Here is a 14,187-nt window from a genome sequence, read left to right as displayed (position 1 = left end):
ATGCGCTGTTCAACCAGTACAACGCCTGGTTCGGCCAGCGCTGGTTCGTGCTGCCGGGGCCGACCTACGGTGGCTATGAGCCGGCCGCGTTCGGCAATGACTGGTCGCTGCCGGCCGATGTCCGCCGCGCGCGCAAGCAGCAGGCGCTGGAGCTGGCGCGATGAGCCGCGCGCCGCTGCCGCTGACCGACCACGAGCGGCTGATCTTCGCCCTGGATGTGCCCGGCAAGCGCGAGGCACTGGAGTGGGTGGAGCGCCTGGATGATGCCGTCTCCTTCTACAAGATCGGCATGGAGCTGCTGGCTTCCGGCGAGTACTTCGATGTGCTGGAGGAACTGGCCAGGCGCAACAAGCGCGTGTTCGTGGACCTGAAGTTCTTTGACATCCCGGCCACCGTGGCCGGGGTCATCAAGCGCCTGTCGCAGTGGCCGGTGGACTACTGCACCATCCACGGCTGGCACCCGGGGATGATGGAAGCGGCCGCTGCGGCCAACACCTCGCAGATGCGCCTGCTGGCGGTGACCGTGCTCACCTCGATGGGCCGGGCGGATCTGGCGCAGATGGGCATCGACCGCGAGCCGGTGGCGGTGGTGGTCGAACGCGCGCTGGCCGCGCAGGCCGCCGGCATCGACGGGGTGATCGCCTCCGGCCAGGAGGCCGCGCCGATCCGCGCCGCCACCGGCGCCGGCTTCTCGATCGTCTGTCCGGGCATCCGTCCCGGTGGCCCGGCCGGTGATGACCAGCAGCGCACCGTCGGCGTGGCCCAGGCCTTTGCCGACGGTGCCGATGCGATCGTGGTCGGCCGGCCGATCCGGCTGGCGGCCGACCCGCGTGCGGCGGCGCTGGCGATCCAGGCCGAGATTGCCAGCGCCCGCCAGCCGCGCTGAACACGGCACAGCGCACACAACGGTGCCGGCTCACTTGCGGGCCGTCACCGTTGCTCGGCAAGATGCGCGGGCTTGTGATCATGGGGAAGCGTGATGCTCTGCTTTGAGTCCTTGCCAGCGCGTCGCTGGTGGCTGGCTGCTGCCGGTGTGTTGCTGTTGGCGGCCTGCAGCCGCAGTGAGCCAGCGCTGCAGGGGGCGGCGACCGAGCCGGCCGCAGCGGTACGTCAACTGGCCGACTACCTGCAGCAGGGTGACCTGGCCGGCTTCGCGCGGGCGGCGGTGCCCGCGGAGCAACATGCCGCGCTGGCCCAGGCCTGGGCCGAGGGCGACAGCCTGTGGCCGCTGACCGGCCTGCCGCTGGATGAGCACCTGCCCGACCTGCTGGCCACCCTGGCCGCCGACAACGCCCAGGCCGACCTGCAGCGCGTGTTCAAGGCCCAGTTCGAGGGCCAGGCGGCCAACCTGCGCCAGACCGCGCATTCACTGGGCATGTTCGGTGCCCAGTACGTCAGCCATCAGGGCGATTACAGCCCGCTGCAACGCGAGCACTACCGTCAGCTGGTGCTGGGCCTGAGCCGCTGGGCCAGCCAGGCACCGTTGTCCGACCCGGCCCTGGCACAGGCCAGCATTGCTGCACTGACCGCCGCGGCGCAGGCCAGCGGGTTGGACGGAACCCCGGCCCTGCAGGCCGCCGGCATGGAGCCGGCCCTGCAGCAGCTGGCGCCGGTGCAGCAGGCCCTGTTGGATGTGCTGGCCAGTTATGGCCTGGACCTGCGCCAGAGCCTGGCCGAACTGCAGGTCGGGCTGCTGCAGGAAGACGGCGACCAGGCGCTGGTCCAGGTGCAGTACCCACTGGCCGGCGAGACGGTGTCCTTCCAGGCGCAGATGCATCGCGTCCAGGGCCGCTGGTACATGCAGCAGAACCTGGAAGATGCGCAAAAAGCGCTGGCTGCGGCGGCCAACGCCCGGCAACAGCGGCAATCGGAAGACAATGCGCCGGCCCCGGCGGCTGCGCAGGACGCGCAAATGGCCTCTGCGCCATAATGTGCCCGATGTCGAACCCCAATTCCCTGCCCTCCGGTGAGGGCCACACGCCTGCCGAACCGGCCGCCGCCGCTGCGCCTGTTGCGATGATCTCGCCACGTACCGGCCGCCGCCCGCTGTGGGCGCGCCTGCTCGGGCGCCTGATTGCCCCGTGGCTGGCGTTGAAGATTGAAACCCCCGAGCACGCCCAGGACCCGGACGGGCGTCCGGTGGTCTACGTGCTGGAGGACTACGGCCTGTCCAATGCCCTGATCCTGGACAAGGCCTGCCAGGACGCCGGCCTGCCTTCGGCGCTGATCCCGCTGCCGGGCGACCTGCTCGGGCGCAAGCGCGGTTACCTGGCGCTGTCGCGGCGCAGCTCGGCCAACCCGTTCAACCCGCTGCTGGCTGAAAAGAAGGCCAAGCGCACCCATTCCGATTCGCTGAGCAAGCTGCTGCAGGCCCACCAGCGCGATGGCAGCCTGGATGTGCGGCTGGTGCCGGTGAGCATCTTTGTCGGCCGTGCGCCGGAAAAGCAGACCGGCTGGTTTGCGGTGCTGTTCTCGGAAAACTGGGCGCTGGTCGGCCGTTTCCGCCGCCTGCTGTCAGTGCTGCTCAACGGCCGCGACACCATCGTGCGCTTTGCCGCGCCGGTGGCAGTGCGCGAGACCGTGGCCGAAGGGCTGGATCATGAGCGCAGCGTACGCAAGCTGCAGCGCGTGCTGCGCATGCACTTCCGGCGCATCCGTGAATCGGTGATCGGCCCGGACCTGTCCACCCGCCGCCTGCTGGTGGACAAGGTGCTGGCGGCCGATCCGGTGCGCGAGGCGATCATCAACCAGGCCAAGCGCGACAACAGCAGCCCGGCCGAGGCGTGGAAGAAGGCTCATGCCTATGCCTGGGAGATCGCCGCCGACTACTCCGGCCCGGTGGTGCGCTCGGCCAGCTTCCTGCTGTCCCATGTCTGGAACCGGATCTACGCCGGCGTGCTGGTCCACCACCTGGACAAGTTCAAGGCCGCCGCGCCCGGACATGAAGTGATCTATGTGCCCAGCCACCGCAGCCACATGGATTACCTGCTGCTGAGCTACCTGCTGTATGACCGCGGCATCGTGCCGCCGCACATCGCCGCCGGCATCAACCTCAACCTGCCGGTGGTCGGCACCCTGCTGCGCAAGGGTGGTGCGTTCTTCATCCGCCGCTCGATCCGTGGCAATGCGCTGTATTCGGCGGTGTTTTCCGAATATGTCGGCCAGCTGATGGCCGGTGGCTATTCGATTGAATACTTCATCGAGGGCGGGCGTTCGCGTACCGGCCGCCTGCTCAAGCCCAAGGGCGGGATGATCGCGATGACCGTGCGCGGCTTTTTGCGCCAGCCGCGCAAGCCGGTGCTGTTCCAGCCGATCTACATCGGCTACGAGAAGCTGATGGAGGGCAACAGCTACCTGGACGAGCTGACCGGGCGGCCGAAGGAGAAGGAGTCGATCTGGGGCCTGATCTGGGGCATCCCCAAGGTGCTCAAGTCCAACTACGGCCAGGTCGTGGTCAACTTTGGCGAGCCGATCGCGCTCAACGACGTGCTGGCCGAGCAGGCACCGGAGTGGGACGGCAAGCCGGTGCCGGAGGATGTCAAACCGGCCTGGCTGGGTGGCACCGTGGACCATCTGGCGCGCGTCATCCAGGAGCGCGTCAACGGTGCGGCCGACGTCAACCCGATCAACCTGCTGGCGCTGGCGCTGCTGTCCACCCCCAAGCACGCGATGGGCGAGGCCGACCTGACCGCGCAGATCGAGCTGAGCAAGAAGGTGCTGGAGGAGATGCCGTATTCGGACCGCATCACCGTCACCCCGCACAGCCCGGAGCGGATCATCGGCCATGCCGAGGAAATCGGCGTGCTCCAGCGCATCAGCCACCCGCTGGGCGATGTGCTCACCGTCTCCGGCGACAACGCGGTGCTGCTGAGCTATTTCCGCAACAACGTGCTGCACCTGTTCACTGCCGCGGCCTGGGTGGCCTGCTGCTTCCAGAACAACCGGCGGATGAGCCGCACCGCGCTCAAGCGGGTCGGCCGCCGGCTGTACCCGTTCCTGCAGGGCGAGCTGTTCCTGCCGTGGAGCGAGGAGGAGTTTGCCGAGCGCATCGACCACACGATCAGCGTGTTCGAGCGTGAAGGGCTGCTGCAGCGCGTCGGCGAGGAGGACGAGGACCTACTGGCGCGTTCGTCCGGGCAGAGTGATGAGGTGTTCCGCCTGCGCGCGATCGGCCATTCGCTGCAGCAGGCCTTCGAGCGCTACTACATCACCATCTCGGTGCTGGTGAAGAACGGCCCCGGCACCCTCGGTGCGGCCGAGCTGGAAGGCCTGTGCCAGCAGGCGGCCCAGCGCCTGAGCCTGCTCTACGCCCCGGCTGCGCCGGAGTTCTTCGACAAGGCGCTGTTCCGTGGCTTCATCCACAAGCTGCGCGAGCTCAAGCTGGTCTGGCCCGATGCCGGCAGCAAGCTGCTGTTCGACGAGCGCCTGGATGCCTGGGCCAAGGATGCCAAGTTCATCCTCGGCCGCGAGCTGCGCCACACCATCGAGCGGATCAGCCCGGAGGCGAGCAAGCCGGCGGTTGCCAGTGAGCCGGCCGCCGCCGAGCCACCGGCGCCGGCCAACGATGCCGAGCCGCCAGCGGAGCCGCCGCACGGCAGCGACCCACAGGCCTGATTCCCACCGCCGCGCTGGCTGCCAGCGCGGCGGTTTTCATTTGTGCCTTGTGGGGATTGCCGGTGTGCCGGGTGGCAGTGAATACTGCGCCAGCCCGATAGGGGCAGGGGGAAAACATGAGACAGGTTGTTGCCGGGGCTGCCTTGTTGGCGGCCGGTTGTATGGTGTCCGTGGTGCAGGCGGCAGCGCCGGTACGCGGCTATGACCCGGTCAAGGATGACGGGATCGAGACGTTGCCGCTGTACATGGTGGCGTTGCAGGAGACGGTGCGGCCGCAGTACGGCTACCTGGGCCTGTCGCCGGAGTTGGTGACCCAGTCCTTCATCATCAACCCGGTGCCCGGCATCAGCCCGGCCGCCGGCATTGTCGGTGGTGCCCTGGGGGGGGCGTTGGCCAATGCCATGGTACGGGCCGAGGCCATGGCCATTGCTCGCGAAAACTGGCAGTGGGCCAACAACGGTCAATGCCGGATTGATACCCGGGACCCGCTTGAGCCGGCCCTGGTGCAGGCACTGCAGCAGGTTGGCATGCCGGCGCCTCAGCAGCACGTGGTGCTGGAAGGCGGCAAGCTGGAGGATCACTTCGACCCCACCTTGGCCCACCAGCTGATAAGCCACAGCAGCAGCCTGACCCCGGACATGACCGCGCTGTTGACCACCGTGCGGGTGGAAGGCTGGTCGGACAAAGCGCGCAGCCGGCACCAGGCCGACTGGGTCAATGTGCTGCAGGTGTTGTCCACCCCGATGTGGCTGGATGGCAAGCAGGCCCACGATACCGACTACCTGAAACAGCAGCTTGACCAGTGGTATGCCGGCACCGGGAATGCCGCGCGCATTGGCCAGATCAATGCGGCCGGGCGCAATGCCGACCCGGCCATGCGCCGGCAGGCGGTCAGCCTGCAGCGCAGTTACGACACCCGCCTGCGTCGGATCACACGCAAGGAATGGACCCCGTATGCCGCCGGGATGACCCGCGCGCTGGGTTGGGGCAGCAATGACTGCGCCTTGATGACGCGGGCCTTGCAGGAAAATGCCCGCGAGGCGGCCAGGCTGCTGGCCCTGGCCTATACCGGGAAACTGCCGCAGGAAGGGCAAATGGAAGAGGCTCCGGTGGCCGGGCAGGGGGCCGAACAGGTACTCACCGCCAGTGTGATGTATCGCGCCGACCAGCCCCGGCATCTGCTGCCGTTGGCCCCGTCGGTGCACCTGTCACAGCAGGCGGCCGGTGGTATCCCGGTGGTTCACCACCACACTGTGCTGGATGCCGATGACCTGACGCCCTGAGCGGGTGGCCTGCCTGTGTCACAAGCGGCGGCTAACGGGGTCCGGCTAATGCGGCTCGGCTAATGGGGTCAGGTTGACTTCCATTCTTGCCGTTGTTTTTTGATGGGGCCGGGCTTGGTGGTTGCGGTGGCAGTGGGCTTGCCCGCAATCAGCCTGGGTCTTGGCCGCTGGTGTTGTCCGGCCCGTCAGGCCGGTTCGTCGGGGATCAGCAGGTTTTCCAGCTGGGTGATGCAGTCCTTGAGATGGAGCCTGCGGCGCTTGAGCCGTTTGAGTTCCAGCTCGTCCTCGGGGTTGGCCGCGAGCTGGTCGATGGCCTGGTCCAGCGCACGGTGCTCGGCGCGCAGCTCGGGCAGGCGCTGGCTGATCAGGGCAAGGTTGGCAAGGCTGATGTCCACCGTTGCACCGTACACCACCGGCGGGCCGGGTGGCTGCGAAGTCCGGGTCGCGCCGGCACTGGGGACCGGGGCGAGCCGGTAGAATGGGCGGCATGAGTGCCGTCATCCCCCTTCCCGATCCGATTCCGCGCGCCGCGCGTGACCCCCGCGTGGCCGAACGCGAACACAGCAAGCTGGGCAAGCGCCTGCGCCGCCAGGTTGGCCAGGCGATCGCCGATTTCGGCATGATCGAGGCCGGCGACAAGGTCATGGTTTGCCTGTCCGGCGGCAAGGACAGCTACACCCTGCTGGACATCCTGCTGCAGCTGCAGAAAAAGGCCCCGGTGCCGTTCGAGCTGATTGCGGTCAACCTGGACCAGAAGCAGCCCGGCTTCCCGGAACACGTGCTGCCGGAGTACCTGACCGCGCTGGGCGTGCCGTTCCACATCATCGAGCAGGACACCTATTCGGTGGTCAGCCGGGTGATTCCCGAAGGCAAGACCATGTGTTCGCTGTGCTCGCGCATGCGCCGTGGCTCGCTGTACAGCTGGGCCGAGGCCAACGGCATCACCAAGATCGCGCTGGGCCACCACCGCGATGACATGGTGGCCACCTTCTTCATGAACCTGTTCCACCATTCCAAGATCTCGGGCATGCCGCCGAAGCTGCGCAGCGATGACGGCAAGCACGTGGTGATCCGCCCGCTGGCCTATGTGCGCGAGAGCGACATCATTGAATACGCCGAGGCGAAGCAGTTCCCGATCATCCCGTGCAACCTGTGCGGCAGCCAGGAAAACCTGCAGCGCAAGCAGGTCGGGCTGATGATGAAGCAGTGGGAGAAGGAGCAGCCGGGCCGGATCGAGCAGATCTCGCGCGCGCTGGGTGATATCCGTCCCTCGCAGCTGGCCGACCGCAACCTGTTCGACTTCATGGCGCTGGGCCGCCGCGATGATGCGCCGCTGCCCGATGCCCACGCCTGGCTGGCCGGCTCGCCTGCCGAGGCGGCCGACGAAGCCTCGGCCTGAAACACGTTCAATGCCTCGCTGGCGGCTGCCGGCGGGGCGGTTTTCCGTCCCGTTTCCATAGGTATCGCAATGTTCTTCAAGAACCTGACGTTCTTCCGTTTCCCCACTGCGGTGGATTTTTCCGAAGTCGATACCTTGCTGCCGCACGCGCTGCTGCGCGATGTCGGGCCGCTGGAAATGCACAGCCGTGGCTTTGTTTCGCCGTATGGCCGCGAGGAGAAGGAACAGTTCTCCCAGCGCCAGGGCGATGCCCTGTGGCTGGCCGTCGGTGCCCAGGAAAAGATCCTGCCAGCGGTGGTGGTCAATGACCTGGTCGCACGCAAGGTCGAGGAAATCGAGGAGAAGGAAGCCCGTCGCCCGGGTGGCCGCGAGCGCAAGCGGATCAAGGATGACCTGCTGCACGAGCTGATGCCGCGCGCCTTCGTCAAGGCCTCGCGCACCGATGCGCTGATCGACCTGCAGCACGGCTACATCGCGGTGGATACCTCCAGCCGCAAGACCGCCGAGAACGTGGTCAGCGACGTGCGTGGCCTGCTCGGCAGCTTCCCGGCGATGCCGCTCAATGCCGAGATCGCACCGCGCTCGATCCTGACCAGCTGGATTGCCGGCGAGCCGATGCCGGCCGGGCTGGAGCTGGGCGAGGAGTGCGAGCTGAAGGACCCGATGGACGGCGGTGCGGTGATCAAGTGCCAGAAGCAGGAACTGCGCTGTGCCGAGATCGACAAGCACCTGGATGCCGGCAAGCAGGTGACCAAGCTGGCGCTGACCTTCGAGGACAACCTGTCCTTCGTGCTCGGTGATGACCTGATCGTGCGCAAGCTCAAGTTCCTGGACGGCGCGCTGGACCAGCTCGAGGACAGCGAGGGCGAGGGCCGCCGGGTCGAGCTGGAAGCGCGCTTTGCGCTGCAGAGCGGGGAGATCCGCCGCCTGTTCCAGATCCTGGAAGAGGCCTTCAAGTTGAGCCGTGCCGACGCCTGAGCGCGGCCTGCTGGGCCGCCTGCTGCAGCGGGCGGCTGCCGGCAGTGGCCCCGCGGCGGGCAAGCCCAGGGCCGCCACCCGGGTGCGTGACGTGCTGCAGCTGGAAGTGGAGGGCAAGAGCCTGCAGATCCAGCGCCTGCGCGATCCGCGCTGCCGGCGCATGCGCCTGGTCGTGGATGAGCGCGGTGCGCGCCTGAGCATGCCGCAGCGGGCCAGCCAGGCCGCGGCCGAGGCCTTTGTGCGCGACAACGGGGTGTGGCTGCTGGCCCAGATGGCCGCCCTGCGGGTGGGGGAGGACGGGCACGAAGATCGACCGCTGAGCGAGCGGCCGGCCCGGCTGCCGCTGCTGGGCAGCGAGCGGGCCGTGCACTGGCTGCCGGCCCGGCATACCCATGTGCTGCTGGCCGCTGATGGCAGCCTGCAGTTCCATTACAGCGCCCAGGCCGGGCAGGCGGCGCTGGTGCGCGCACTGGCCGAGTTCTACCAGGCCCAGGCGCGTGCGCAGATCGGCCCGGAAACCGCTCGCTGGCTGCCGGGCCTGCCGCGGGCACCGCGCCGCTTTGTATTCAAGCAGATGAGTTCGCGCTGGGGCTCGCTGGCGCCCGATGGCACCGTGGCGCTGGACCTGTCGCTGGTGCTGGCACCGCCGGCAGTGTTGCAGTACGTGCTGGTGCACGAGTTGTGTCACCTGATCCAGCCCAACCACTCGGCCGCGTTCTGGGCCGAGGTCAGTGCGCGGATGCCGGCCTGGCCGGACCAGCGGCAGTGGCTGGCGGCCGAAGGCCGGCGGCTGAAATACCGGCTGCGCAGCCTGCTGGCGGTGGCCTGAGCCAGGGCCTGGCCAGCCGGCTGGCCACCGCTGCAGCAACGGCGCTCATTCCCGGTGGCTGTAACCGAACACCGCCACCGCATCGCGCAGGTCCTGCACCTGCTGCTGCATCAGGCGTGCCGAGGCCGTGGCCTCCTCCACCAGCGCCGCATTGCGCTGGGTGGTCTGGTCCATCTGGGTCACGGTCTGGTTGACCTGGCCGATGCCGGCGCTCTGCTCGCGCGAGGATTCGGCGATCTGCCCCATCAGCTGGGTGACCTGCTCCACCTGGCTGACCACCTGGGCCATCGTGGTCGTGGTCTGCTGGATGCAGCGCGAGCCTTCATCAACCCGCTGCACGGACTCATCGATCAGCTGCTTGATCTCCTTGGCGGCAGTGGCGCTGCGCTGGGCCAGCGTGCGCACCTCCCCGGCGACCACGGCAAAGCCACGGCCCTGGTCACCCGCCCGTGCCGCTTCCACCGCTGCATTCAGCGCCAGGATATTGGTCTGGAAGGCGATGCCGTCGATCACCGAAAGGATGTCGGCAATCCGCCGCGAAGACTGTTCGATGCCCTGCATCGTGGTGACCACGGCCTGCACCTGTTCGCCGCCCTGGCGGGCAACCCCGGCGGCGGCAATGGCCAGCGTATTGGCCTGGCCGGCATTGTCGGCATTGCGCTGCACGGTGGCAGTGAGCTCCTCCATCGAGGCGGCCGTTTCTTCCAGGTTGGCGGCCTGCTGTTCGGTGCGCGCGGACAGGTCTTCATTGCCGGCGGCGATTTCCGCCGCGGCCGTCTCCAGCTGGCTGCTGGAATCCTGGATCTGCTCGACGATGGTGCTCAGGCGCTGGGCGGTGGTGTTGGCGGCGCACTGGATCTGGGCAAAGACACCGTCGTAGCTGCCCTGCATGCGCGCCTCCAGATGACCGCCAGCCAGTGCATCGAACATCTGGCGTACCTCACTGACGGTATCGGCAAGTATGTCCAGCAGGTGGTTGATGCCTTGGGCCAGGGTATCCAGGAACTCCCCCTGGCCATCGGCGACCAGGCGCTGTTCCAGGTCGCCCCGCGCGGCGGCATCGATGATCGTGGAGATCTGGCCTTCGATGGCCAGTTCGGCGGTACGGTCGGCCCACTCGACGATGAAGCCGCTGTTGCCGTTGTCACTGAATAGCGGGGTGATCAGCTGGCTGAAGTGCACCGGGCCGATGCTGACCTTGCCATGGTGGATCGAACGCAGCTGGTCGAGCAGGCCGCGGATGCGCTCGGGGTGGGTGTGGAACTGGTGGATCGAGGTGCCTTCCAGGCGGTCGACATCAAACTGCGGCCAGCGCTGGCGCAGGGTCTGCTGCTGGTTGCGCAGCAGCTTGCGCATCGCGCCGTTGAGGTAGCGGATCACATGCTCGCGGTCGGCAATCATCACCGCGGTGGAGGAGACATCCAGCGCATGGCGGATTTTCTGGTTTTCCTCGTTTTCACTGTCGCTGCCGTGGTCACTGCGCGCTGGCGGGTTGGCACAGCGCCACACCGCCTGTGCCAGGCTGCCCGGCGTGGCGCGCAGCGGCTGCAGGCCCGCCGGCAGCGGTTGGCCGTGCTCGATGCAGGCCAGTGCGCTGGACAGCTGCTGCGGGCTGGCACCCAGCCAGCGACGCTGGGCCTGCAGCTGGCGGTACAGCACGCCGGCCAGGGCGATGGCCGGCAGGCCCGGCAGCAGGGCCTGCCAGTGGCCGGCAAGGCCGGCTCCCAGCAGGGAGGCCAGCACCAATCCAATCAGCAGCCAGCGCAGCAGGCGCGACCGCGTCGAAACCGTCGGGTCAGGAGGGAGGGAGTCGGGCTTGGGGTAGCTGAGGCTGGACATGGTGTGTTCCTGCTGGAGCGTGGGGGGGGCGTGGCAGCTGATGCCAGGCAGGACAGGCCGGCGCTCGACGCGCACGCTCTGCAGGGTTTCTATCGGCCGCCGGGCGTCCGGCTTGACGCCGTTGGTCGGATGGCGCGGATTCTTTCCCCGTCCTGTCATGAAAGTCTGGCAATGACCGTGCCCGTCGCATCCGCTGTGCGGCCCCGCGCCAGCGCCGGATCCGCTGGCGGGGTCATGGCACCGCGCCCGGCCACGGCATCAGCCCGGTGCGCGAGGCATCCAGTGAGGCACGGATATCTGCGCATTGGCCTGATTGAGCACCTGCTCGCGCGCGTTGCGCGCCTGCAGGTCATGCTGCATCGCCACCAGGCGGTCAGCCAGGCTGCCTGCGGCCGCCTGCCCAGGGCGGCAAATCCGGCACTGACCCAGCCCAGCCACAGGGCCAACAGCAACAGGCCGATGACGGCCGTGGGCATACGGGTGAGCGGACGACGGAACAGCATGCGCGTAATCGAGCCGGCCCTTTGGTCAGCAGGTCGTGGGGATCTGCTGCGGGTAACGGCCGTGCGCGGGAAAAGTGAATCCTGGTGTGACTCAGCTCAAGCTTTCGATTCAGCTTTGTTGACAAAGGCCAGGATCGCTGAAGCCGCCGCGTGGGCGTTTTCCATGTGCAGATGATGCCCGCCGCCCAGGCGCACGGTCTGCAGGCCCGGCAGGCAGGCCTGGCGCTGCTGCTGCAGTTCCGGCGCGATGAAACGACCGGGTGGATCGGCCTGCAGCAGCAGGCTCGGGCAGCGGACCGCCGCCAGCAGCGCCTGTACCTGGGCCTCGTCCATGTAGACGGCACTGGGCAGGGTCAGTGCCGGATCGGTGCGCCAGACCCAGTGGTCACCGTCCTGGCGCAGGCCCCGCTCGACCAGCGCCCGGGCATTGGCGGGGCTCAAGCCATTGGCCTGCACCCGCGCACGCACTGCATGCGCCGGGCTGGGCAGTGGCCGTGGCGGGCGGCGCTGGCCGGGCTGGACCGCCAGCAGGTAGTCGCGCAGCCGGCTGGCGGTCTGTGCTGGCGGCGCGCTCAGCGGGCCGAGGGCATCGATGCAGACCAGCTGCTGCACCCGCTCGGGCAGGCTGGCCGCGAGCAGGGTGGCGATGCTGGCACCCAGTGAGTGCCCGAGCAGGGTGACCCGCTGCCAGTCCAGCGCATCGAGCAGGCCGAGCAGGGCAGCCGCGTGCTGGGCCTGGCTGTAGCCATTGGCCAGCCAGCTGCTGTGGCCGTGGCCGGGCAGGTCGATTGCCAGCAGGTCCCAGTCCAGGCCGGCCACCAGCAGCGGCGCCAGGCGGTCGAAACTGGCGGCGTTGTCCAGCCAGCCATGCACGGCCAGCACCGGAGTGGCTCCCGGACGGCCCCAGCGCCGGCCGGTCAGGCGTGCTGCCGGCAGCGCCAGTTCGAATTCGGTGACAGGGGCGGTGGCAGGCATCGGCAGGCAGGGCAATGACGGTGGAAGGGGCAGACAGTAGGTGGCGGGGACGGGCGCGGCAATGCCCGCCAGCGGCCTGGCTTGCCTGCGACGGGTTTGCCCGGCAGTGTGGGCGCCCGTTTGCTGTCGAGTTGCCGATGAACCGGGTTGTGCGTTTGCTGCCGTTGCTGCTGGGTGTGGGCCTGATCGTGCTGTGCGCGCGGCTGCCGGCGTTGCCGCTGGGGCCGGTGCCGGTCACCCTGCAGTCGTTTGCGGTGATCCTGGCCGGCGCCGTGCTCGGACCCTGGCGCGGTGCCGTGGCGGTGCTGCTGTACCTGGGCCTGGGGCTGGCCGGGGCACCGGTGTTTTCCGGCGGAGCGGCCGGCGTGGCGGTGCTGAACGGTGCCAGTGCCGGTTACCTGCTGGCGTTTCCGTTGCTGGCGCTGCTCGGCGGTGGCCTGGTCTGGCGGGTGATGCCGGCCGGCAGCACGCCGCGTCCGCTGTGGCTGTTTGCCTGTGGCCTGGCCGGCAGCGTGCTGGTGCTGCATCCGCTGGGGATCGCCGGGCTGGTCCGCGCGCTGGAGATCACCCCACTGCAGGCGCTGTCGATCGACCTGCGCTACTGGCCCGGGGATGTGCTCAAGAACGCGCTGATGGCGGTGCTGGCCAGTGCCGTGCACCGCCGCTGGCCGGGCCTGCGCCGCGGCCAGTGCTGAGCCGCTTCAGCCGGCGTGGGCGTTGACCACCGCCGCCAGCGCACGGGCGTGCGCCGGTGAATCATTCAGGCACGGGATGTAGCGCATGCTCGCCCCGCGCTCGGCCAGGGTTTCGGTAAAGCCCATCGCCACTTCCTCCAGGGTTTCCAGGCAGTCGGTGGCAAACCCGGGGCAGGCCACGTCGATGCGCTTGACCCCGGCCTCGGCCATTTCCCACAGCATCGGCTCGGCGTAGGGCTGCAGCCACTTCTCCTTGCCAAAGCGCGACTGGAAGCCCATCGCCCATTGTTCCGGCGCCAGCCCGAGCGCATCGGCAATGGCCTGCGCGCTGGCCTGGCACTGCTGCGGGTAGGGGTCGCCGTTGTTGGCCACCCGCTGCGGGATGCCGTGGAAGGAAAACACCAGCTTTTCCGGCTGGCCGTGCGCCTGCCAGTAGCTGCGGATGGAGTCGGCTACCGCCTCCACCCATTCGCGCTGCACCGGGTAATCGTTGACCGTGACCACCTCGGTGGCCTGGTGGCGCAACCGCCACTGCTGCACCACATCGATCACCGAGGCGGTGGTGGTGGTGGAGTACTGCGGGTACAGCGGCAGTACGATCAGGCGCCGGGCGCCGTCGGCCACCGCCTGGTCCATCACCGTGGCCAGCGCCGGCTGGCCATAGCGCATGGCATGCAGCACGCGCATCTGCGGCAGCTGCGTGGCCAGCGCCCGGGCCAGCCCGGCGGTATACACCGCCAGCGGCGAGCCTTCAGGCAGCCAGACCTGGGCGTATTTCTCGGCCGACTTGCGCGAACGCAGCGGCAGGATGATCCCGCGCAGCAGCGGTTGCCACAGCAGCGGTGGGATCGATACCACCCGCTGGTCGCTCAGGAACTGCGCCAGGTAACGGCGTACGGCCGGCGCGGTCGGCGCCTCCGGCGTGCCCAGGTTGACGAGGATGACGGCGGTATCGGCTTGAGTATGCATGGGCGCATTCTGACACCGCCGGCAGCTTCAATCGACGCGGCAGGCGCCATCGCAGCGATAGCCGGGGCCAAACCGGGTTGGACGCGATTCATCCATTGCGTCC

The 14,187-nt window shown here is 68.4% G+C and carries 12 protein-coding genes; 8 read left to right on the top strand and 4 right to left on the bottom strand.

The window, feature by feature from the left end:
* The first annotated feature begins 160 nt into the window (after positions 1–160).
* The 4 genes from pyrF (at position 161) to ABB25_RS07070 (ending at position 5,897) form a co-directional block, all read left to right on the top strand.
* Positions 161–886 carry an orotidine-5'-phosphate decarboxylase gene (gene pyrF / locus ABB25_RS07085; protein ID WP_057665354.1) on the top strand — a complete coding sequence of 242 codons (726 nt, stop codon included), beginning with the start codon at positions 161–163 and terminating at the stop codon, positions 884–886.
* A 93-nt stretch (positions 887–979) separates the two neighbouring features.
* Complete coding sequence (locus ABB25_RS07080; protein WP_211259297.1) at positions 980–1,930, top strand: hypothetical protein; 951 nt, start codon at positions 980–982, stop codon at positions 1,928–1,930.
* Positions 1,930–4,614, top strand: coding sequence for a glycerol-3-phosphate 1-O-acyltransferase PlsB (plsB, locus tag ABB25_RS07075; protein WP_083488166.1), 2,685 nt, complete (start codon positions 1,930–1,932; stop codon positions 4,612–4,614). The genes ABB25_RS07080 and plsB overlap by 1 nt, the downstream gene beginning before the upstream one ends.
* A gap of 164 nt (positions 4,615–4,778) precedes the next feature.
* The gene (locus tag ABB25_RS07070) at positions 4,779–5,897 is read left to right on the top strand and encodes a hypothetical protein (protein ID WP_152981085.1); all 1,119 of its coding nucleotides are present in this window, start codon (positions 4,779–4,781) and stop codon (positions 5,895–5,897) included.
* A gap of 185 nt (positions 5,898–6,082) precedes the next feature.
* On the opposite strand, the gene ABB25_RS07065 is transcribed toward ABB25_RS07070, so the two are convergent.
* Positions 6,083–6,286: a YdcH family protein gene (locus ABB25_RS07065; protein WP_057665382.1), complete on the bottom strand. Its 204-nt coding sequence runs from the start codon at positions 6,284–6,286 to the stop codon at positions 6,083–6,085.
* A gap of 98 nt (positions 6,287–6,384) precedes the next feature.
* On the opposite strand from ABB25_RS07065, the gene ttcA reads away from it, so the two are divergent.
* The 3 genes from ttcA (at position 6,385) to ABB25_RS07050 (ending at position 9,103) form a co-directional block, all read left to right on the top strand.
* On the top strand, positions 6,385–7,296 hold the full coding sequence (ttcA, locus tag ABB25_RS07060) for a tRNA 2-thiocytidine(32) synthetase TtcA (RefSeq protein ID WP_057665378.1): 912 nt from the start codon (positions 6,385–6,387) through the stop codon (positions 7,294–7,296).
* A 69-nt stretch (positions 7,297–7,365) separates the two neighbouring features.
* A complete protein-coding gene (locus ABB25_RS07055) occupies positions 7,366–8,274 on the top strand; it encodes a recombination-associated protein RdgC (RefSeq protein ID WP_057665349.1) in 909 nt (302 codons plus the stop codon).
* Positions 8,275–8,284: 10 nt separating this feature from the next.
* A complete protein-coding gene (locus tag ABB25_RS07050; protein WP_425477314.1) occupies positions 8,285–9,103 on the top strand; it encodes a M48 family metallopeptidase in 819 nt (272 codons plus the stop codon).
* Positions 9,104–9,148: 45 nt separating this feature from the next.
* On the opposite strand, the gene ABB25_RS14965 is transcribed toward ABB25_RS07050, so the two are convergent.
* Both ABB25_RS14965 and ABB25_RS07035 read right to left on the bottom strand, forming a co-directional pair.
* Positions 9,149–10,942 carry a methyl-accepting chemotaxis protein gene (locus ABB25_RS14965; protein ID WP_057665345.1) on the bottom strand — a complete coding sequence of 598 codons (1,794 nt, stop codon included), beginning with the start codon at positions 10,940–10,942 and terminating at the stop codon, positions 9,149–9,151.
* A gap of 599 nt (positions 10,943–11,541) precedes the next feature.
* Complete coding sequence (locus ABB25_RS07035; RefSeq protein WP_057665341.1) at positions 11,542–12,420, bottom strand: alpha/beta fold hydrolase; 879 nt, start codon at positions 12,418–12,420, stop codon at positions 11,542–11,544.
* Between the two features lie 137 nt (positions 12,421–12,557).
* Between ABB25_RS07035 and ABB25_RS07030 the strand changes: the two genes are divergently transcribed.
* On the top strand, positions 12,558–13,115 hold the full coding sequence (locus ABB25_RS07030) for a biotin transporter BioY (RefSeq protein WP_057665339.1): 558 nt from the start codon (positions 12,558–12,560) through the stop codon (positions 13,113–13,115).
* Between the two features lie 6 nt (positions 13,116–13,121).
* On the opposite strand, the gene hemH is transcribed toward ABB25_RS07030, so the two are convergent.
* Positions 13,122–14,084 carry a ferrochelatase gene (hemH, locus tag ABB25_RS07025; protein ID WP_057665337.1) on the bottom strand — a complete coding sequence of 321 codons (963 nt, stop codon included), beginning with the start codon at positions 14,082–14,084 and terminating at the stop codon, positions 13,122–13,124.
* Positions 14,085–14,187: the final 103 nt, after the last annotated feature.

It is taken from the genome of Stenotrophomonas koreensis (assembly GCF_001431525.1).
Taxonomy (GTDB): Bacteria; Pseudomonadota; Gammaproteobacteria; order Xanthomonadales; family Xanthomonadaceae; genus Stenotrophomonas; species Stenotrophomonas koreensis.
The sequence above is the reverse complement of the archived record's forward strand: the minus strand, read 5'-3'. Positions and strand labels throughout refer to the sequence as shown.